This window comes from Achromobacter sp. F4_2707 (assembly GCF_047501535.1).
Lineage (GTDB): Bacteria > Pseudomonadota > Gammaproteobacteria > Burkholderiales > Burkholderiaceae_B > Yanghanlia.
The window spans coordinates 21354-40594 of record NZ_JAZDRJ010000007.1 but is presented as its reverse complement, the minus strand read 5'-3'; the positions used below and the strand labels follow the sequence as shown (position 1 = coordinate 40594).

Sequence of the window (19241 nt, the reverse complement as noted above, 5' to 3'; positions counted from 1 at the left end):
CTTGATCGCGGTCTTAAAGTGAGAAATATCTCTGAGCGTATGCCCGCAGCATCCGTCACCCATATTCAATAGCCTTTATCTTAAAGATTCAGGGCCGAATTATACGGGAGCCCGATGTCAGGGACAGCACTATTTTCAAGACAACAGCAGCCACACCGCTACGACGGCCCCAAGACCAATCCGGTACCAGGCAAACGGACGATACGTGTGACGCGACACAAAACTCAGTACTGCACGCACGACCACCAACGCACTGAAAAACGCCGCAACAAAACCAATGGCAATGGCGGATACCTCGGTGCTGTCGAGTACCGAGGCGTTTCGGTAGAGGTCGTACACCGTCGCCGCCAGCATGGTGGGCATGGCCAAGAAGAAAGAAAACTCAGTCGCTGTGCGGCGATCAATACCTGCAATCATGCCGCTAATGATGGTCGCTCCCGAGCGCGATGTACCCGGAACCATCGCCAGGCACTGGGCAAAACCCACGACTAAAGCCTGCTTCCAGGAGATTTGTTCCAGCGCATGGGCGGTTGCGCGACGACTGGTCTCAGTTTCAGCTGCCCCCGAGGGTGCAGTAGCCGCTTCGGCAGTGCCTGCCTGCGCCGCCCCAAACTTGGCATATTGGGGCTTGCGCTCCACCCATAGCATAATGAACCCGCCCACAACCAGCGTAAAGACAAATACAGCTGGGCTGTGAAACAGCATTTTGATGTACTTAATGGCCAGCGCACCGATCACGGCTGCCGGAAGGAAGGCAATGAACAAATTGCGCATAAACGCCAGTTCTACCGGGTCTTGCTTCAGTGCGCCGCTGAAAAGCTGATACAAACGCGCCCGGAAGATCCACATGACGGCCAGAATCGAGCCGAACTGAATCACCACCTCAAAGACTTTGTCATCGCTGGAGGAAAAATCCAGCCACGAGCCGATGATAAGCAGATGCGCGGTACTTGAAACCGGAATGAACTCCGTCAAACCTTCTATTACGCCAAGAAACAGCGCTTTCAACATAAACCAAGCGGATTCGGTCATTCCTCTTTCATTCCTGCAATATCTTCTGTATCAGACGGCTGCCGTTCGATTAACACCGAAGCGATGCGCCGCCCCTCCATGCGTTCGACGGTGAACTCGAAAGTAACGTGCGAATGCTCCAATGCGCAACGGTCGCCGACCTCAGGCAAATGGCCAAAGCGCGCCAGCATAAAACCGGCGACTGTTGTGTAGTCATCATTGTCGTCCACCAAGCCTTCTGTTTTCAGCATCAGTTCCAGATGCAACAGATCGGCTCCGCCGTCCACCCGCCAGCGCCCTTCCCCCAGTTCTTCAATATCCGGTAGCTCGTCTTCGTCCGGGAACTCCCCGGCAATGGCTTCAAACATATCCATGGGCGTCACCAAACCCTCGATAGCGCCGAACTCATCGGTCACCATCGCCAGTTGGCCCCGGGCGTGCTTGAGCGTTTCCATGAGGTTCAGCATGCTGATCGATTCGTGCACGATAACCGGCTCGCGCAAATGCGAAACACGGATTTTGCCATGTTCTGCCAGATCGGCCACGATGTCCTTGGCCCGGCCAATGCCAACAATGTCATCCAGCTTTCCCCGACACACCGGAAAAAAGCTGTGTGGCGAGCGCAACACCTTTTCACGCAGAACCTGGGGCGGGTCGTCAAGGTTCAACCAAGACACTTCGGTGCGCGGGGTCATCACCGAATGAATGGAGCGATCGGCTAAGGTCAGCACACCACTGACCATGTAGCGCTCTTCATCTTCGAACACCTGGGCGGACAACCCAGCCTCCGCCGTTGCAACAACCAGCGCTTCGTCGTCTTCGGAGACCGGCCTCATCCCCAGCATACGCATCACGCCTTCCGCCGTACGCTCGCGCAAAGGCCGACTCGCCACCTGGCGACGCAGATTACGCCGCGCAAGCTGGTTGAGCGTTTCGATAACAACGGAAAATGCGATGGCGGCGTACAAGTACCCCTTGGGCACGGCGAAGCCAAAGCCTTCCACGATCAGCGTAAAACCGATCATCAGGAGAAAGCATAGGCACAGAATGACCACAGTGGGGTGGGAATTCACAAAGCGGGTCAGGGGTTTGGATGCCACCAGCATCAACATGATGGCAATCGTGACGGCTATCATCATGATGGACAAATGATCCACCATGCCCACTGCGGTAATGACTGCGTCCAGCGAAAACACGGCATCCAGCACCACGATTTGCAGCACGATGACGCCAAAGCCCGCATGCAGGCGCGGGCCGGCAGAATGCTCGGCCTTACCCTCCACGCGCTCGTGCAGCTCGACCGTACCCTTCAAAAGCAGGAACAAGCCTCCCACAATCAAAATGACGTCGCGCTGGGAGAATGCCAGTGGACCAATGGAGAACCAGGGCTCGGTCAGGGTGACCAGCCACGAAATGATGGAAAGCAGCGCCAGGCGCATGAACAGCGCCAAGGACAAACCCAGCACGCGGGCGCGATCCCGCTGATGGGGCGGCAGCTTATCAACCAGGATGGCGATGAAGATCAGGTTATCGATACCAAGAACGATCTCCAGTACCACCAACGTGAGCAAACCGGCCCACGCTGACGGCTCTGCCATCCATTCAAAGAACATTGTTCCGACTCAGCTTTGCAGATAACCCAACATCTGCGGGAAGATTTTCGGCGTGGCCGCCACCACATTGCCGGTTTTCATCCAAAGCTGCTCCCCTTCAAAGTCGGAAATCAGGCCGCCTGCCTCAAGCACCAGCAAGCCGCCTGCGGCGAGATCCCAAGGCTGCAATTTCACGCCGCAGAAGCCGTCCAGGCGGCCGGCAGCCACATAAGCCAGAGCCAGCACGGTACTGCCCAGGCGACGCACCGCTGCGCCTTCGTCGAGCATGTTAGAAAATGGAGAGTCGCTGCTTGGCGTGGATTTGCCCAAGTGAGCGCCCAGCAATGCATCGTGATAGCGACGCTGGCCGCTGACGCGGATGCGGCGATCGTTCAAGAAAGCACCGCTGCCACGACTGGCCGTGAAGAGCTCGTTACTGGAAGGGTCATAGACCACGGCATGTGCCACTTGGCCGCGATGCAGCAAGGCAATAGAAATCGCGTAAAGAGGCAGACCATGGATAAAATTGGTGGTGCCGTCGATGGGGTCGATCACCCACTGGTATTCGGGTGATTCAACATCAGGGCCTTCCGCTGCGGCCACATGGCCGCTTTCTTCCCCTAAAAATGCGTGGGTGGGGTAGGCGGTGCTGAGGACTTCAATAATGGATTCTTCCGCAGTGCGGTCCACTTCCGTGACATAATCCTTCGGCCCTTTGCGTGCCACCTGCAGACGTTCGAGATCGAGGCTGGCTCGATTAATAATCGTGCCGGCACGGCGTGCCGCCTTAATGGCGGTGTTAAGCATCGGGTGCATAGATATCCGTTTTTTTAGAGCGCAAACCGCGTATTTTAGATGACTTCACTGTCTCAGTCCGATCAGGACACCAGCTTCAGCCGTGTCCGCTTCATTATGGTGCACCCATCGCACCCCGGCAACATCGGCGCAGCCGCTCGCGCGATCAAGACCATGGGCTTTGGCGAGCTCTGCCTTGTTGCACCAAAAGTCGCTGCCGCCACGCAACAACCCGAGGCCGTTTCCATGGCCAGCGGCGCCACTGATGTACTGGATGCGGCAAGCGTCGTGCCGACCTTGGCTGACGCATTGGCTCCTGTGACGCTGGCCTTCGCCCTCACCGCCAGGCCGCGTTTTCTGGGCCCACCCGCCTGCGATATCCGCATGACGGCGGAACTGGCACGCGACCATCTAAGCGAAAGAGCGCAGGGCCGTGTGGCCATCGTGCTGGGCACGGAACGCGCCGGGCTGACCAATGAAGACATCGCATTGTGCCAACGACTGTGTCACATTCCAGCTAACCCTGAATACAGCTCTTTAAACGTCGCTCAGGCCTTACAACTGGCCGCCTGGGAGTTGCGCTATGCGCTGCTGGCAGCGACCGGAGCACCCACCGTTCCCATGACGGAAGGTAAACGCGATGTTGGGGCTGAGCTTGCTGATAGCGCTCGAGTACTCGCGCTGATGGAGCATTGGGAAGAGGCCCTGACCTGGGTGAAATTTCTTGACCCGAAGCACCCCAAAAAATTGGTGCCGCGAATGCGGCACCTGTTTGCGCGTAATGCGCTGACCAATGATGAAGTCGATATGCTGCGAGGCGTGTGCACAGCCATGATCAAGGCTGGACGTATCGCCTACGCAGCAAACCCACCGCGCCTGCTTTAATCGACCTGCGCGCCCGAGGCTTCTACAACCGGGCCCCAGGTTTCGACTTCTGTCTTGATGAACTGACCGAACTGTTCTGGCGTGGTGTCAGCCGGAACAGCGCCCAGGCCCTCTAGGCGTTCACGCACTTCCGGCTTGGCTAAGCCGTCGCGAATCGCCTTATTGAGCTTGGCTACGACATCCTCAGGCAACCCCTTGGGGCCGATCACGCCGAACCAGGAGGAAACGTCGAAATCGCTGAAACCTTCTTCCTGCATGGTGGGCAGGTTGGGAGCGGTTTTGGAGCGGTCAGCCGTGGTGACAGCCAGTGCGCGCAACTTACCCGTTTCCACATGCGGCCAGGCGGACGGCATGTTGTCGAACATGTAATCAACCTGCCCGCCGATAAGATCGGTCACGGCGTTGGCACTGCCCTTGTAAGGAATGTGGGCAACATCGACGCCGGCCCGCAGTTTGAACAGCTCACCCGCCATGTGAATCGATGTCCCGCTGCCCGAGGAAGCAAAGTTGAGCGTACCGGGATTCGCTTTAAGCAGGTCAACCAACTCGCTAACGCTATTGGCTTTGACGTCTGGGTGAACGACAAGGACATTAGGCACACGCACCGCCAGAGCCACGGGGTCGAAATCTTCAACAAGATCGAACTTCAGATTCTTGTAAAGGGTGTGGTTGATTGCGCTAGTAACGGCAACCATCAGCAGCGTGTAGCCGTCTGGGTCGGCGCGTGCCACCATCTCAGCCGCAATATTGCTGCCAGCGCCGGGGCGGTTCTCGACGACTACAGGTTGGCCCAGTGCATCGCCAACTTCTTTGCCAACGATACGGGCCACCACGTCTGTGGTGCCTCCTGCTGAAAAGCCCACAATCAGACGAATAGGTTTATCGGGGTAAGCGGCGAAAGCAGCGGGCGCGGCAAGCAACGAAACCGCAGTCACCACGCTCGCTGCGAGGCTGCGAACGCTTGTTTTATTAAGTTTTTTCATCTTTTTCCAGCTCCTTGGTTTAATTATTTCTATCTTTTAACACGAGTGATTCAAAACGTAACCCCACACAAATGGGGTGAACCTACGGTGCTTCAGTCGAGGCTGGGTTTGGCGCGGCTTTGGTCTGCGCTTCACGCAAGGCATTGAGCGCTTTGCGATACAAATCAAGCTTGAGATCCGTAAACTGCTCGGCCTTCACCCATACTTGAATCGTAACTGCGATATAGGTTTCATGGAACGCCTTCACCGCCACGCTTGGAGCCGGGTGCTTCAGGATATCAGCATGCTCGTCTATCATTTTTTGCAAAACAGTTATCGCGGCATCTAGGCTATGGGCCATCGGCACCTGAACGGCAATCTCCAACCGGCGCGTGGCATTCCGGCTGAAATTGATAATGGTGTTTCCCCAGATCAAGTTGTTTGGCATGTGCACAATAATGCCGTCCGCCTGACGCAAACGTGTCATGAAAAGGCTGACCTCCTCCACGGTGCCTTCCCCTCTTCCCACCACCGACACATATTCACCCGCCCGCAGTGGGCGTAAAGCCAGCAGCATGATGCCCGCTGCAATATTCTGCAAAGTGCCTTGCAATGCCAGACCGACAGCCACGCCCGCAGCGCCCAGCACAGCAATGAGGCTGGCCGTCTGGACACCAAAACGCGCCAGGACGGCAATGATCACAATAATGCGAAAAGCCCACACTGCAGAGATATGCAGCATGGGCACAATGGTCGGGTCGATGCGCGGATAGCTTGCTGCCAAACGCCTGATGACACGCCCCAGATAACCGGAGACGCCCCACCCTACGATCAGAATGACGATGGCAGCCAGAAAATTGACGAGGAAAGCCTGGATAACAGGGTGTGTGTCCCAAGCTTGACGCAGGAAATCCCACATAGGCGATGAGCTCCCGTTGATTCAAAACACAACGAATTTTTGAATCATACGCCTATCCGACCGCCGCCCGACGGGTAGCGCCCCGAGCAGGGCGCTAAGCGGTAAAGCGATTTGCTATGGCGCGCGGCCACTGATGACGCGAACCAGCAGCACAATGATGGCAACCACCAGCAAGATATGAATAAGCCCGCCGATCGTGTAGGAAGACACCAGCCCCAACAACCACAGGACAATCAGAATAATGGCAATCGTATATAGCATTATTACTCCTTTCTTATAAACCTGGAGGGCTATGCGGTATGCACAAAACATGCTGTGCTCCCCCCGCACATGCCCAGAAGATTAATTATTTGCTGGCCTCATGGCCCACAATGCCGCCGATTGCAGCCCCACCCAACGTACCGGCGGTACTGCCGCCAGTCAGGACTGCCCCACCGACTGCGCCCGCCCCTGCACCTATAGCCGTATTACGCCCTTGCTTCGACATACCGCCACAAGCAGTCAGGCTGGCAAGCAGGACAACCGTCACAGCACCTGCAGCAATTCGTTTTCCCGTTTTCATACATCGCTCCTGATAGTTGCGTGGCCTTTCGTAGCAATCACCATGCCCGCCATTTCTGACAACCACCTGAAACCGGGACAGACCCCATTCTGACATTTAGCTGAAAGCGGGACAGACCCCATTTGGGCACAGCAGTTGCTTGGACGTTTTCGCCTATGCAACTACATGAGGAGTTTTAATGATGAAGACGAAAACGCTTGTAACAGCTCTCACTGTCAGCCTGCCTCTGATGTTTGGCGGTGCTTATGCACAGACTTCCACGACCGCGGAAAGCGGCAACAACCGTGCAGCCGATGGCAACGCACCGACGACAAACCCAGTGCCTGAACCCGGAACCGGCGTCGGCCCAGACGGCACCAACGCAGCAGGCTCGGGTACCGCTGCGACCGCCAATCAGGGCGCCACGGGTAGTTCTACAACTGGAGCGACAGGCCATTCCACGACTGGAGCAACAGGTAGTTCTACGACTGGCACAACGGGAAGCTCGGCTACCGGAGCAACCAGCAGCACGACAACCGGCGCGAATGCGCCCGGCATGGAGACCCGAACCGACTCGTCTACAGCCACTACCGAAGCCATTACTGGTTGGAGCGCCAAGGACGACCTGATTGGTAAAAGCGTCTTCAATGAAAACGACGAAAAAATCGGCGATGTCAATGACCTCGTAATCACGTCTGATGGTCAGACCATGTACTTATTGGTTGGCGCTGGTGGCTTTCTTGGCATGGGTAGCAAAGATGTCGCCGTGCCTTACGACAGGTTCGAGCGCCGTGATGACCGAATTCTGCTGTCCGGCTACACCAAGGAACAGCTGAAAGCTCTGCCAGAAGTCAAGACCGACCGCTAATTTGACCTCAGCCACGGAGCTCCCCCCGCTTGCGGGGCGAGCTCCGACGACTATCAAATCGAAGGTACCGACCATAATGAACGGCCTCCCTGCACTTCGCCAACACGATGCAGTCGTTTTATTTGATGCGCGAAGCGATCTCCCCGAACACGAAGCGCTGATTCAGCGCGATATCGCGCTGCGGCTAGCCGATATGATGGACATACCTTTTGATGGCACCTTCGACAACGCTCGCCATGCCGGCACACGTTGCTACGTTGTGCCTTCCTGTACCATCATGGCGCCCGCGCTGAAAAACGCGCTGAGCATTGCCAGTGACATGGATCTGTTCGGGGGCTACACACCCCACACCTTTATCGCGACGAAAGCAATTACTCATGGCTTGGTTAGCCCGAATGCCATGCGCCCCGAAGGTTGGTCGAACACCTTTAGCAAACATGTCGATGCCGTTACGCTGCCGGGTTTCACGGTGTTTTCTCATGACGATGCGCGTCAAGCCGCTGAAAACCTGTTGCGACTTAACGGCGCCATTCGCATAAAGCCTGTGCACGCCAAGGCGGGGCGCGGCCAACTAGTGGTCAGTAATGCCAGCCAACTGACTGAGGCATTGGCTCAACACAATGAGGCCACCCTGAAAAGCTGTGGCCTGGTTTTAGAAACTCACTTAAACGACGTGACCACTTACAGCGTTGGCCAAGTACGCCTGCCGGGCCTGACAGTCAGCTACGTGGGCACCCAGCGCCTGACTCAGGACAATTCAGGCGAAGCGGTTTACGGCGGCTCGCGCCTGCACTGCACGCGAGGCGGGTTCGCTGCATTGCACGACCTGCCGCTAGACGATATCTGCCGCCGAGCCGCCGCTCTTGCCGCCCACTACGATGCGGCAGCTGACGAATGTTTTCCTGAATTTTTTGCCTCACGCCGCAACTATGACGTGGCTGCGGGGGTGGACACCGAAGGCGTCCAGCGCATGGGGGTGCTAGAGCAATCCTGGCGGATTGGCGGCGCCAGCCGGGCGGAAATTGCCGCCTTGGAAGTTTTTTCAGCCGACCCACAATGCCAAAGCCTGTGGGCGGAAACACTGGAGGTTTTCGGCCCGGATGCCGTCATTCCAGCGCACGCCATTGAGACCTATGCAGGAGAAGACCCTGATCTTGGCTTGATCAGAAAATACGTATTGGTGGAAGCTTATGGGAACCAGCAGTGACCGGGTTGAAATTCTTGTTGATGAAGAGCGTATGGCGGGCACTTTTCTGGCGCCAGGCCATAAAGTGCCGGGCGTCCTCTTCGTCCACGGTTGGGGCGGCAGCCAGGAACGTGACCTGGACCGCGCCCGCGGGATCGCCGGCTTGGGTTGTGTCTGCCTGACCTTCGACCTGAGAGGCCATATTAAAAACTCAGAACGTCAGCAGACTGTTACCAGAGAAGATAACCTCAGAGATTTACTGAGTGCTTACGATTGCCTCCACCGCCATCCCGCCATCGACACCCGCGCGATCGCCGTCGTCGGCACCAGTTACGGCGCTTACCTTTCAACCATTCTCACCACTTTGCGCCCCGTACAGTGGCTGTCGTTAAGGGTGCCGTCCCTCTACCGGGACGAACAATGGGACACACCCAAACGCCGGCTGGACCGCAAAGACCTAGCGCAGTACCGCAGCCGTTTTGTGCCGGCCACCAGTAACCGGGCGCTCAGGGCCTGCCTGCAGTTTCGTGGCGATGTGCTTTTGGTGGAATCGGAAAACGACCACTTGGTGCCGCATGCCACCATCATGAGTTATCGCGCGGCCTTCCAGAATTCGCATTCTCTTACGCATCGCGTGATTGACAATGCCGACCACGGCCTGACCGATAAAGCCTGCCAACAGGCCTACACCTCGATACTTGTGAGCTGGGTGACGGAGATGGTGGTGGGCGCACGGGTGGGACGCACCTACCGCAACTTCCAGTGACTCCGGCCCCCTTCCTGGGAAGCACCAATCCTCGTTCGCGAATCGCGGCCCGCGTTGTACTATCTTGGCATGACTACACTTTCTGTTCTCGACCTTGCGCCCATCGCACAAGGCAGCGATGCGGCGACTTCCTTTCGCAACAGCCTGTCATTAGCTCGCCACGTGGAGGCCTTGGGCTTTAAGCGCTTCTGGCTGGCGGAACATCACGGCATGCCCGGCATTGCCAGCGCGGCCACGTCGGTGCTGATCGGCCATATTGCCGGTGGTACATCGACCATACGAGTCGGCGCGGGCGGCATTATGCTGCCCAACCATTCGCCTCTCATCATCGCCGAGCAATTCGGGACGCTGGAATCTCTTTACCCAGGGCGCATCGATTTGGGCCTGGGCCGTGCCCCTGGTTCCGACCAAGTGGTCGCGCGAGCCTTGCGTCGCCACCTGGACACCGATCCAGAAGCCTTCCCTCAAGACGTACTTGAGCTGATGGAGTATTTCTCGCCGAATTCACGTCTGCCCGTTACGGCAGTGCCCGGCAAGGGCTTGTCCCCGGAATTCTGGATACTGGGTTCCAGCTTGTTCGGCGCACAACTGGCAGCCTACCTGGGCCTGCCCTATTCCTTTGCTTCGCATTTTGCCCCGCAAATGTTGATGCAAGCCATCGAGACCTACCGCAACAACTTCCGCCCTTCCGAACACTTGGCAGAGCCCTACGTCATGCTGGGCTACAACGTTTTTGCCGCAGACTCCGATGACGACGCCCATTTTCTGGCTTCTTCGTGGCAACAATCGTTTGTCAGCCTGCGCACCGGCCAGCCGATCCAACTGCCGCCGCCCGTGCCCGACTACACTGCCTCTCTGAGCCCCTCCGCGCGCGCCATGCTTGACACCGTATTGTCGTGCACCGCCATTGGCAATGCGACGACCGTCAGCCACACAATGCGCCAGTTCATTGCTCGCACCGGCGCCGATGAGCTCATCATCACCACTAATATGTTTGAACATCAGGCCCGGCTGCGTTCTTATGAAATCGTCGCCAGCATTAAGGACACCCTGAACACACCCTCGGGCGCACAAGGCGCCGAAACTGCATCATGACTTCACCCAGCTCGATTTCCACCCGCCTTGCTCAGGTAAAAGAACGCATTGAAGCGCTGACCCTTGCTGCCGGCCGGCCCGCAGGCAGCGTGACACTTTTGCCTGTCAGCAAAACCTTTGGCACCGACGCAGTGCAGGAAGCCATGGCAGCAGGAATGCAGCGTTTTGGCGAAAACAAAGCTCAGGATATTCGGGATAAATCCAAGGAACTGGCTGGCTCTGGCGCCCAATGGGTGATGATTGGGCACCTGCAAACCAACAAGGCACGCGACATTGCTCGCTACGCGCATGAAATTCAGTCTCTGGATCGCCCCGAACTCGCCCAGGCTCTGGAGCGGCGGCTACAGTTGGAAGGCCGCAGCCTAGATGCATTAGTACAGGTCAAAACATCCACCGAACCCAGCAAGTTTGGCCTGGACCCCGTTGAACTGGAAGATTTTCTGGCGTTCCTTGCCCGCGAAGCGCCCAGCCTGCGCGTGCAAGGTTTGATGACTATGGCCGTGAACGACCCCGACCGCGATGCGGTACGCGCCTGCTTCCGACGCCTGCGCGAACTGCGCGATACCATGCGCGAGAAAGCCCTGCCAGGCATCAGCCTTGAGCGCCTCTCCATGGGCATGAGCGGTGACTATGATCTTGCCATTGCCGAAGGGTCGACCGAAGTACGCATCGGTTCCGCCATATTCGGGGATCGCAGCTATACTTCAATCTAAGCGTTCCCACAGAAGCTGAACGCTGAAAACCCAGCCGGCGCGGCAGCCTGCCTGTCGCGCTGCCACTGAATGCTTTCTGCTCCCCCACGCCTGTGTCCCGTTTCGCTATAACAGCCGCCCCCATCAAGCGGTTCTTTCATGATGCCTTTTCGGCCTACTTCATGCTGATTCGGCTGATGGTGCCCGCCCTGATTATTGTGAAAGGGCTGGACATGGTGGGAGGCACCCAGCTACTAGCCGGGGTTCTGGAACCCGTCATGCGTCTGGTGGGGTTGCCGGCCGAAGTGGGCATCGTTTGGGCTGCCGCCATGCTGACCAGCATCTACACCGGGCTGGCCATTTTTGCAGACCTGAGCCTTAACGCGCCCCTCTCAGTTGCACAGGTAAGCGTATTGGGCACCATGATTCTTGTCGCCCACTCTCTCCCCGTGGAAGGGGCCGTGGCCAAGGCCACCGGCGTCCCCTGGGCAGCCACTTTGCTCATCCGACTGGGCGGCGCACTCACGCTAGGCAGCCTGCTACATTTTTATTATTCCACCACCCACAGCCTGCAGGAACCCGCCATCATGTTGTGGCGCCCTGATGCCTCCGACCCTTCGCTCGCAGCCTGGGCCATCAGCCAGCTCAAAGCGCTGGTTACGATCTTCTTTATTATTCTGGCGCTTATGGCGTTGTTACGTGTGCTCAAAGCACTCGGAATCGAGCGGCTGATGCACCGATTGCTGTCGCCCCTGCTGCGTTTTATAGGCATCGGTCGTGAAGCCAGCAATGTCACCATTATTGGCTTCACACTTGGCATCAGTATCGGCGCGGGGCTGCTGATTCGTGAAGCGCGCACAGGCCAGCTTTCACGCCGTGACATCTTCCTGACCATGGCATTTTTAGGCCTGTGCCACAGTGTGATTGAAGACACCTTGCTCATCCTGCTAATGGGCGCCGATTTAGGCGCGATACTCTGGGCGCGGCTCATCTTCGCCATCGTCGTCACCGCCCTGATTGCCCGCCTGGCCCGGCCCGCGCCAGCGCCCCAGCAATAACTTGACCTTGCCATAGTAGGAAGGTTTATTCTGTGGGCATTTCCCTCTCTCAGGAGCACAACATGCAGTTTCACCTTGAAGACATGGTTTGCGGCGGCTGCGTTCGCGGCGTCACTAAGGCCATTCAGTCAGTTGACCCTCAGGCGGAAATTAACGCTGACCCACCTTCCCGCAAGGTAGAAGTCAACACCAGCGCAAGCCGCGAACAGATCGAAGCAGCGCTGACCGAGGCGGGTTTCCCACCCAAGGCGGCCTAAGCTACCCAGCAGGCGCCTCACCTAAAAATTGCCAATGCCGCTCATCGGTTTGAATGAGCGGCATTTTTTATTGCTTGGTGGCTACAAAATAAGTAAACCACCTACCAACGCGACTCAGCCACCCGCACAATGGTGTGGCGCGGCCTCCCCGCCGTCTGGTCGCTCCAACCGCTCTAGAATTGGGCACTCAGGCCTGTCATCGCCCGCGCAGCAATCCACCAGCGTTTGCAGGCTCTCTACCATCTCATTAAGTTCCGCAATTTTTTGGCGCAGTTCACTGATATGTTTTTGCGCAATGCGCTTCACATCAGCGCTATGGCGCGAACGATCGCTCCACAAACTCAGCAGATCGCCAATTTCCTTGACTGAGAACCCCAGGTCACGCGCCTGGCGCACAAAATTCAGCCGATGCAAATCACTATTGGAATAGGTGCGATAGCCCGACGAGGTGCGCGCAACAGGCGGGATCAGGCCAATATCCTCGTAATAGCGGATCATCTTGGCCGAAACGCCGGTAGCCTTGGCGGCTTGCCCAATATTCATCATGCTGCCCCTTGCGTTTCAAAGCGACGCAGCCGTAATGCATTGCCCAGTACAAATACGCTGGAAAGCGCCATGGCACCGGCCGCAAAAATAGGTGAAAGCAGCACGCCCCACGCTGGATAAAGCACCCCTGCTGCCACTGGAATCAGCGCTGTGTTGTACACAAAGGCCCAAAACAGGTTCTGGCGGATATTACCAATGGTGGCACGCGACAGCGCGATGGCGTTGGGCACACCTTGCAGGTTGCCGGACATCAGCACCACATCGGCAGCCTCGATGGCGATATCCGTTCCGGTTCCAATGGCCAACCCTACGTCGGATTCTGCCAGGGCGGGCGCATCGTTAATGCCATCACCCACAAAGGCCACTGCACCATGCTCACCCCGCAATCGGCGCACCGCATCCACCTTGCCGCCTGGCAAAACTTCTGCCACGACTTCGTCAATGCCCAGCCGCTTGGCGATGGCCTGCGCCGTGCGCTGGTTATCGCCGGTAATCATGGCTACCTTCAGGCCAAGAGCGTGCAAGGCAGCGATGGCAGCCGGCGTGCTTTCCTTGATGGGGTCTGCCACTGCCACGATAGCCGCCAACCGCCCGCCAATGGCAGCATACAACGGCGACTTCCCTTCCTCACCCAAGCGGTGCGCCGTTGAAGCAAAAGGCGAGACATCCAGCCCCAGTTCTCGCATATAGCGGTCAGCGCCGACTTCAATGCGTTCACCCTGCACCTGCGCCCGTACGCCAAAACCCGTGATGGATTCGAAGTCGATGACTTCAGGGATTTCCAAGCCTTCGGACTGGGCGGCCTGCACAATCGCACGGGCAATGGGGTGCTCGGAACGCGCTTCTACCGCAGCAATACGTGCTAGAACTTCGGCACGTTCAAACCCTTGCGTTACGTCGAGATCGGTGAGCTCAGGGCGGCCTTCAGTCAGCGTACCGGTTTTGTCCACCGCCACCACTTGTGCGTCACGCAAACGTTGCAGCGCTTCGCCCTTACGAAACAATACGCCCATTTCCGCAGCGCGCCCCGTACCCACCATAATGGATGTCGGCGTGGCCAGCCCCATGGCGCATGGGCAGGCGATAATTAACACCGATACCGCGTTCACCAGCGCAAATGTCAGCGCCGGGCTGGGGCCCCATATCAGCCACACCAGAAATGTCAGCAAAGCGGCCAGCATCACGGCCGGCACAAACCACATGGTGACCTTGTCCACCATGGCCTGAATCGGCAGCTTGGAACCTTGCGCCTGTTCCACCATGCGGATGATCTGCGCCAGCACCGTCTGGCCGCCGACCGCCGTCGCACGGAAGGTAAAAGCACCCGTCTGATTCACCGTGCCTCCCACCACTTCGGCCCCTGCCGCCTTGGCCACCGGCACCGGTTCACCCGAAATCATGGATTCATCGACATAGCTTTCGCCTTCCGTGACTTCGCCATCGACGGGTACACGCTCCCCTGGCCGCACATCGATCAGATCGCCCGCCACAACATCCGCGATAGGAATTTCCACGACAGCGCCATCACGCCTGACCCGGGCTGTCTTGGCCTGCAAACCCACCAGACGCTGAATCGCGGCTGAGGTGCGGCCCTTGGCGCGCGCTTCAAGAAACCGGCCAAGTAGAATCAGGGCGACGATGACGGCAGCGGCCTCGTAGTAGACATTCACCGTGCCGGCCGGCAATAAACCGGGTGCAAAGGTGGCGACCAAAGAATAGCCATAGGCCGCCAGCGTACCCACGGCCACCAGGGAGTTCATATCCGGTGCCAGGCGGAACAAGGCGGGCAACCCCTTCTGGTAGAAACGGCGCCCTGGGAATATCAACACCAAGGTGGTGAGGACGAACTGCAGCAGCCAACTGGTTTGCACGCCGATGGTGCGCTCAATGAGAGCGTGAACGCCCGGCACCATATGGGAACCCATTTCCAGAATAAACACCGGCAAGGCCAACGCCAGCGCCAGAAAGAAATCGCGTTTCAGCTCCCCCCGCTCGACATCCTTCTTAGCCACAACATCGAGCATATCCGTGCTCGCCGTGGCATCGACCGGCTTAGCGTCGAACCCTGTCTTCTCCACCGCAGCCACGAGCGTGGCGGAATCCGCTACACCATGAACGGTTGCTCGTTCCGTAGTGAGGTTGACTGTGACATCGCTTACCCCTTCTACCTTGCGCAGGGCGGCTTCCACTCTGCCAACGCAAGAAGCGCAAGTCATGCCCTCAATATCCAGCTCCACCGTACTGGCGGGCACATCAAAGCCTGTTTTCTCTATGGCATCAATCAGCAGCTGACGGCGGGTGCCGGGGGCAACCTGCAAATCGGCCCGTTCTGTGGCGAGGTTGACCACCACTTCCCCCACGCCTTCCACTTTACGCAAAGCGGCTTCGACACGGCCCACGCAAGAAGCGCAGGTCATGCCTTCTATGGGAATGGATACAGACTCAGCGAAGTGAGCGGGGGTGGCGCTTTGCCCGGACGTCATGGTCGGCTCCTGGAAGTGGGTCGAGTTGTCAGCGAGCCTTGAGAATAAACCTTTCCATGATGGGAAGGTCAAGAGCCCAGCACCCTTAAACGAAAAACAGCACTTTCAGGTAACGCCTGCGGCGGCGTCCCCGAAAGTGCTGTGCAGCAAGAAAGCTGAGCGCGTGCTTAGATTGCGCCTTCGCTACGCAAGGCAGCGATGGCATCGGGCGACCAACCCAGTTCTTGCAAAATGGCCTCGGTGTGCTGACCCAGCCCCGGCACACCGTCCATGCGCGGGGTAAAGTCGTTGCTGGTGCCCGGAGGCAGCAGTGCAGGAACCGTGCCGCTGGGGGTGGTGATTTCCGTCCAACGGTTGCGTGCCTTCAGTTGCGGGTGATTCCAGACATCGTGCATGTCGTTGACTCGCGCATTAGCGATAGGCGCATCATCAAGCCGCTGCAAGACTTGATCGGCAGTCAGATCAGCAAACGATTCCACGATGATGGCGCGTAAGGCTTCGCGGTTCTCCACCCTGCGCGAGTTGGAGGTGAAGCGTTCATCCTCCAACAGCTCAGGGCGTTGCAACACGCTTTTGCAGAACGATGCCCACTCGCGCTCGTTTTGCAGGCCCAGCATGATGGAAGCGCCATCGCCTGCAGGGAACGGGCCATAGGGGTAAATGGTGGCGTGAGCCGCACCCGCTCGCGGAGGCGGTGTCGCCCCTTCGAAAGCGTAGTACATCGGGAACCCCATCCATTCCACCATGCTTTCCAGCATAGACACATCAATACGTGTGCCTTTACCGGTCTTGCCGCGTTTCACCAGTGCGGCAAGAATGCTGCTGTAGGCATACATGCCCGCCGAGATATCGGCAATCGAGCAACCCGCCTTGGCGGGTTCATCCTTGGTGCCCGTCACCGATAGAAAGCCTGATTCGCTTTGAATCAGCAGGTCGTAAGCTTTTTTATCGCGGTAGGGGCCATCGTCGCCATAGCCGGAAATATCGCACACGATGAGGCCCGGGTGCTTGGGGTGCAACTCTTCAAAAGACAAGCCCAGCCGCGCAGCCGCGCCGGGAGCCAGGTTTTGCACCAGCACATCCGCTTCTTCAAGCAACTTGGCCAGCACCTTTTTGGCTTCCGGGTTTTTGACGTCGAGCGTCAGGCTTTCCTTAGATCGGTTGGTCCAGACAAAGTGCGAGGACATCCCTTGCACCCGCTCATCGTAGCCCCGGGCAAAGTCGCCTGTACCCGGACGCTCAACCTTGATCACCCGCGCACCGAGATCCGCCAGCTGGCGGGTGCAGAATGGCGCTGCAATAGCATGCTCAAGCGTAATGACGGTAATGCCGTCGAGAGGACGAGACATAGCGTATTTCTTAGAATGAACGTGGCAGGCCAAGCACGTGCTCGGCGATGTAGGAGTAGATCAGGTTAGTGGAAATCGGCGCAACCTGATACAGACGCGTTTCGCGGAACTTGCGCTCGACGTCGTACTCGTTGGCAAAGCCGAAACCGCCGTGTGTCTGCAAGCAGACGTTAGCCGCTTCCCAGCTGGCCTTGGCTGCCAGGTACTTAGCCATGTTGGCTTGCGCACCGCAGTTTTCGTGCGCATCAAAGCGGCGGGCGGCTTCAAAACGCATGAGGTTGGCAGCTTCGACTTCGATGAAAGCATCCGCGATGGGGAACTGCACGCCCTGGTTCTTGCCGATGGGGCGATCAAACACCACACGCTCGTTGGCGTACTTGGTGGCGCGGTCGATAAACCAGTAGCCGTCGCCAATACATTCGGCAGCAATCAGCGTACGCTCAGCGTTCAGGCCTTCCAGAATGTATTTGAAGCCCCTGCCTTCTTCGCCAATCAGGTTCTCTTCCGGGATTTCCAGGTTTTCGAAGAACAGCTCGTTGGTTTCCTGATTCACGAGGTTGGGAATCGGGCGGACGGTCAGGCCGTTGCCAATGGCTTCGTGCAGGTCAACGATAAAGATCGACATGCCTTCGGACTTCTTCTTGACCTCGGCCAACGGGGTGGTGCGAGCCAGCAGAATCATCAGGTCGGAATGCTGCACACGCGAAATCCAGACCTTCTGGCCGTTCACCACGTAACGGTCGCCTTTCTTAACAGCGGTGGTTTTCAGTTTGGTAGTGTCGGTACCCGTGGTAGGCTCGGTAACCGCCATGGACTGAATACGCAATTTACCGGCGGCAATAGCAGGAAGATATTTGTCCTTCTGCTCTTTGCTGCCGCTACGCAGCAGGGTGCCCATGTTGTACATCTGGCCATGCACGGCACTGGCATCACCGCCGGAGCGGTTAATCTCTTCCATGATGACGGAAGCCGCAGTCAGACCCAGGCCCGTGCCGCCATACTCTTCAGGAATCATGGCGGACAACCAGCCGGCTTCCATCAAAGCGTCTACGAATTCCTCGGGATAGGCTCTCTCTTCACCCTTCTTACGGAAATACTCATCGGGGTAATGGCTGCAAAGCTGACGCACTGCGTCACGGATATCCTGAAATTCGTCTGTTTGGTTGTACATGGTGTTCTCCTTGATGGCGTTATTGTGCAAACTCCTTTGATATTTGTGAAATACTTATTCAACCTATCCGTTAGATATAAAACATATAGCAACCCACCATGGAACTTCGGCAACTTCGTTATTTTGTCGCCGCTTGCGAAGCAGGAAGCCTGCTCAAGGCCTCTGGCCGCATGCATGTGGCCCAACCTGCGCTGGGCCAGCAGATTGCCGCACTGGAACACGACTTGGGTGCGCGCCTGCTCGATCGCTCCAGTCGCGGCGTCACCCCTACCGAAGCCGGCAAGGTGTTCTTGGAGCACGCCCGCGTTGTACTGGCCGATGCCGAACGCGCACGCCAAGCCGTGCGCCAATCCACAACAGTCCCTAGCGGCGAGGTCGCCCTGGGGCTGACCACCACCGTAGCGCTGGCGGCCACCATGCCCATTCTCAGCGCCTGCCGGAAACAGTTGCCGCAAGTCAAACTAAAAGTGGTGGAAGCCTATAGCGGGTTTCTACGGGAACGCCTGCAGTCCGGCAGGCTAGACTTGGCGCTGCTTTACGATGATGCCAGTGAACCGGGGCTTTCCAAGCAACCTTTGCTGGACGACCAACTGGTGCTTGTCTCCAGCGCCCGGCACGACTTGCCGCAAAACGTTTCCATGCAGGAACTCGCCCGCTCGCCATTAGTGCTTCCGGGGCTGGAACACGGGCTGCGGCGCATCATTGAAGACGCTTGCGCCCTGCAAAATCTGGAATTGAATGTGGTGGCGGAAATCGAATCGCTCAATAGCGTGAAGCGGGCGGTGGAAGCCGGTATTGGCCACACCATTCTGCCCTTGGGATCGGTAGCCGAAGAAGTCGCTCAAGGCCGTTTGCGCACTACCGAAATCGACGATCGGCGCATGTCGCGCCGCGTAGTCTGCGCCATTAATACAACCCGACCCAGTTCTGTGGCTAGCTCTGCAGTCGTCCAACTGATACTGGAAGTGATCCAGGAAATGGTGGAATCCGGCGCTTGGCCGGCCAAATGGGTGGGGGATGCACATCTTAGGCCCTTGCCAGGCTGACTCGCTGGCAAGGACCGAG

At 57.7% G+C, this 19241-nt stretch carries 20 protein-coding genes; 9 read left to right on the top strand and 11 right to left on the bottom strand.

What is annotated here, in order from left to right; genetic code table 11:
• Nucleotides 1-135 precede the first annotated feature (135 nt).
• From VRY85_RS08310 to VRY85_RS08300, 3 genes are read right to left on the bottom strand one after another with little or no spacing between them, the layout of a single operon-like run.
• On the bottom strand, nt 136-1032 hold the full coding sequence (locus tag VRY85_RS08310; protein ID WP_414598122.1) for an undecaprenyl-diphosphate phosphatase: 897 nt from the start codon (nt 1030-1032) through the stop codon (nt 136-138).
• Nucleotides 1029-2624, bottom strand: coding sequence for a TerC family protein (locus tag VRY85_RS08305; RefSeq protein ID WP_414598121.1), 1596 nt, complete (start codon nt 2622-2624; stop codon nt 1029-1031). Before VRY85_RS08305 ends, VRY85_RS08310 begins: the two co-directional genes overlap by 4 nt.
• A gap of 9 nt (nt 2625-2633) precedes the next feature.
• Nucleotides 2634-3419 carry an inositol monophosphatase family protein gene (locus VRY85_RS08300; protein WP_414598120.1) on the bottom strand — a complete coding sequence of 262 codons (786 nt, stop codon included), beginning with the start codon at nt 3417-3419 and terminating at the stop codon, nt 2634-2636.
• Between the two features lie 39 nt (nt 3420-3458).
• Between VRY85_RS08300 and VRY85_RS08295 the strand changes: the two genes are divergently transcribed.
• The gene (locus VRY85_RS08295) at nt 3459-4283 is read left to right on the top strand and encodes an RNA methyltransferase (protein ID WP_414598119.1); all 825 of its coding nucleotides are present in this window, start codon (nt 3459-3461) and stop codon (nt 4281-4283) included.
• Here the strand turns inward: VRY85_RS08295 and VRY85_RS08290 are convergent.
• From VRY85_RS08290 to VRY85_RS08275, 4 genes are all read right to left on the bottom strand, one after another.
• Nucleotides 4280-5266 carry a Bug family tripartite tricarboxylate transporter substrate binding protein gene (locus VRY85_RS08290; RefSeq protein ID WP_414598118.1) on the bottom strand — a complete coding sequence of 329 codons (987 nt, stop codon included), beginning with the start codon at nt 5264-5266 and terminating at the stop codon, nt 4280-4282. The genes VRY85_RS08295 and VRY85_RS08290 overlap by 4 nt on opposite strands.
• A gap of 82 nt (nt 5267-5348) precedes the next feature.
• Nucleotides 5349-6164: a mechanosensitive ion channel family protein gene (locus VRY85_RS08285; protein ID WP_414598117.1), complete on the bottom strand. Its 816-nt coding sequence runs from the start codon at nt 6162-6164 to the stop codon at nt 5349-5351.
• A gap of 114 nt (nt 6165-6278) precedes the next feature.
• On the bottom strand, nt 6279-6425 hold the full coding sequence (locus VRY85_RS08280) for a lmo0937 family membrane protein (protein WP_414598116.1): 147 nt from the start codon (nt 6423-6425) through the stop codon (nt 6279-6281).
• Between the two features lie 85 nt (nt 6426-6510).
• Nucleotides 6511-6726 (bottom strand): glycine zipper 2TM domain-containing protein, encoded by a 216-nt coding sequence (locus VRY85_RS08275; RefSeq protein WP_414598115.1) that lies wholly within the window; start codon nt 6724-6726, stop codon nt 6511-6513.
• Nucleotides 6727-6904: 178 nt separating this feature from the next.
• Between VRY85_RS08275 and VRY85_RS08270 the strand changes: the two genes are divergently transcribed.
• The 7 genes from VRY85_RS08270 (at nt 6905) to VRY85_RS08240 (ending at nt 12627) form a co-directional block, all read left to right on the top strand.
• On the top strand, nt 6905-7573 hold the full coding sequence (locus VRY85_RS08270) for a PRC-barrel domain-containing protein (RefSeq protein WP_414598114.1): 669 nt from the start codon (nt 6905-6907) through the stop codon (nt 7571-7573).
• A 76-nt stretch (nt 7574-7649) separates the two neighbouring features.
• Nucleotides 7650-8780: a DUF3182 family protein gene (locus tag VRY85_RS08265; protein ID WP_414598113.1), complete on the top strand. Its 1131-nt coding sequence runs from the start codon at nt 7650-7652 to the stop codon at nt 8778-8780.
• Nucleotides 8764-9525, top strand: a complete 762-nt coding sequence (locus tag VRY85_RS08260) for an alpha/beta hydrolase family protein (protein ID WP_414598112.1) — start codon at nt 8764-8766, stop codon at nt 9523-9525. The genes VRY85_RS08265 and VRY85_RS08260 overlap by 17 nt, the downstream gene beginning before the upstream one ends.
• A gap of 69 nt (nt 9526-9594) precedes the next feature.
• A complete protein-coding gene (locus VRY85_RS08255) occupies nt 9595-10620 on the top strand; it encodes an LLM class flavin-dependent oxidoreductase (protein WP_414598111.1) in 1026 nt (341 codons plus the stop codon).
• A complete protein-coding gene (locus VRY85_RS08250) occupies nt 10617-11333 on the top strand; it encodes a YggS family pyridoxal phosphate-dependent enzyme (protein WP_414598110.1) in 717 nt (238 codons plus the stop codon). The genes VRY85_RS08255 and VRY85_RS08250 overlap by 4 nt, the downstream gene beginning before the upstream one ends.
• Before the next feature lie 161 nt (nt 11334-11494).
• Nucleotides 11495-12370: a nucleoside recognition domain-containing protein gene (locus tag VRY85_RS08245; protein WP_414598109.1), complete on the top strand. Its 876-nt coding sequence runs from the start codon at nt 11495-11497 to the stop codon at nt 12368-12370.
• A 62-nt stretch (nt 12371-12432) separates the two neighbouring features.
• The gene (locus VRY85_RS08240) at nt 12433-12627 is read left to right on the top strand and encodes a heavy-metal-associated domain-containing protein (RefSeq protein ID WP_414598108.1); all 195 of its coding nucleotides are present in this window, start codon (nt 12433-12435) and stop codon (nt 12625-12627) included.
• A gap of 114 nt (nt 12628-12741) precedes the next feature.
• Here the strand turns inward: VRY85_RS08240 and cueR are convergent, their stop codons facing one another.
• The 4 genes from cueR to VRY85_RS08220 form a co-directional block, all read right to left on the bottom strand.
• Nucleotides 12742-13170, bottom strand: a complete 429-nt coding sequence (gene cueR / locus VRY85_RS08235; RefSeq protein ID WP_414598249.1) for a Cu(I)-responsive transcriptional regulator — start codon at nt 13168-13170, stop codon at nt 12742-12744.
• Nucleotides 13170-15656, bottom strand: coding sequence for a heavy metal translocating P-type ATPase (locus VRY85_RS08230; protein WP_414598107.1), 2487 nt, complete (start codon nt 15654-15656; stop codon nt 13170-13172). The genes cueR and VRY85_RS08230 overlap by 1 nt, the downstream gene beginning before the upstream one ends.
• Before the next feature lie 167 nt (nt 15657-15823).
• Entirely contained in the window at nt 15824-17005 is a 1182-nt protein-coding gene (locus VRY85_RS08225; RefSeq protein WP_414598106.1) for a CaiB/BaiF CoA transferase family protein, read from the bottom strand.
• Nucleotides 17006-17015: 10 nt separating this feature from the next.
• Nucleotides 17016-18176 carry an acyl-CoA dehydrogenase family protein gene (locus VRY85_RS08220; protein WP_414598105.1) on the bottom strand — a complete coding sequence of 387 codons (1161 nt, stop codon included), beginning with the start codon at nt 18174-18176 and terminating at the stop codon, nt 17016-17018.
• A 98-nt stretch (nt 18177-18274) separates the two neighbouring features.
• On the opposite strand from VRY85_RS08220, the gene VRY85_RS08215 reads away from it, so the two are divergent.
• On the top strand, nt 18275-19222 hold the full coding sequence (locus VRY85_RS08215; protein WP_414598104.1) for a LysR substrate-binding domain-containing protein: 948 nt from the start codon (nt 18275-18277) through the stop codon (nt 19220-19222).
• Nucleotides 19223-19241: the final 19 nt, after the last annotated feature.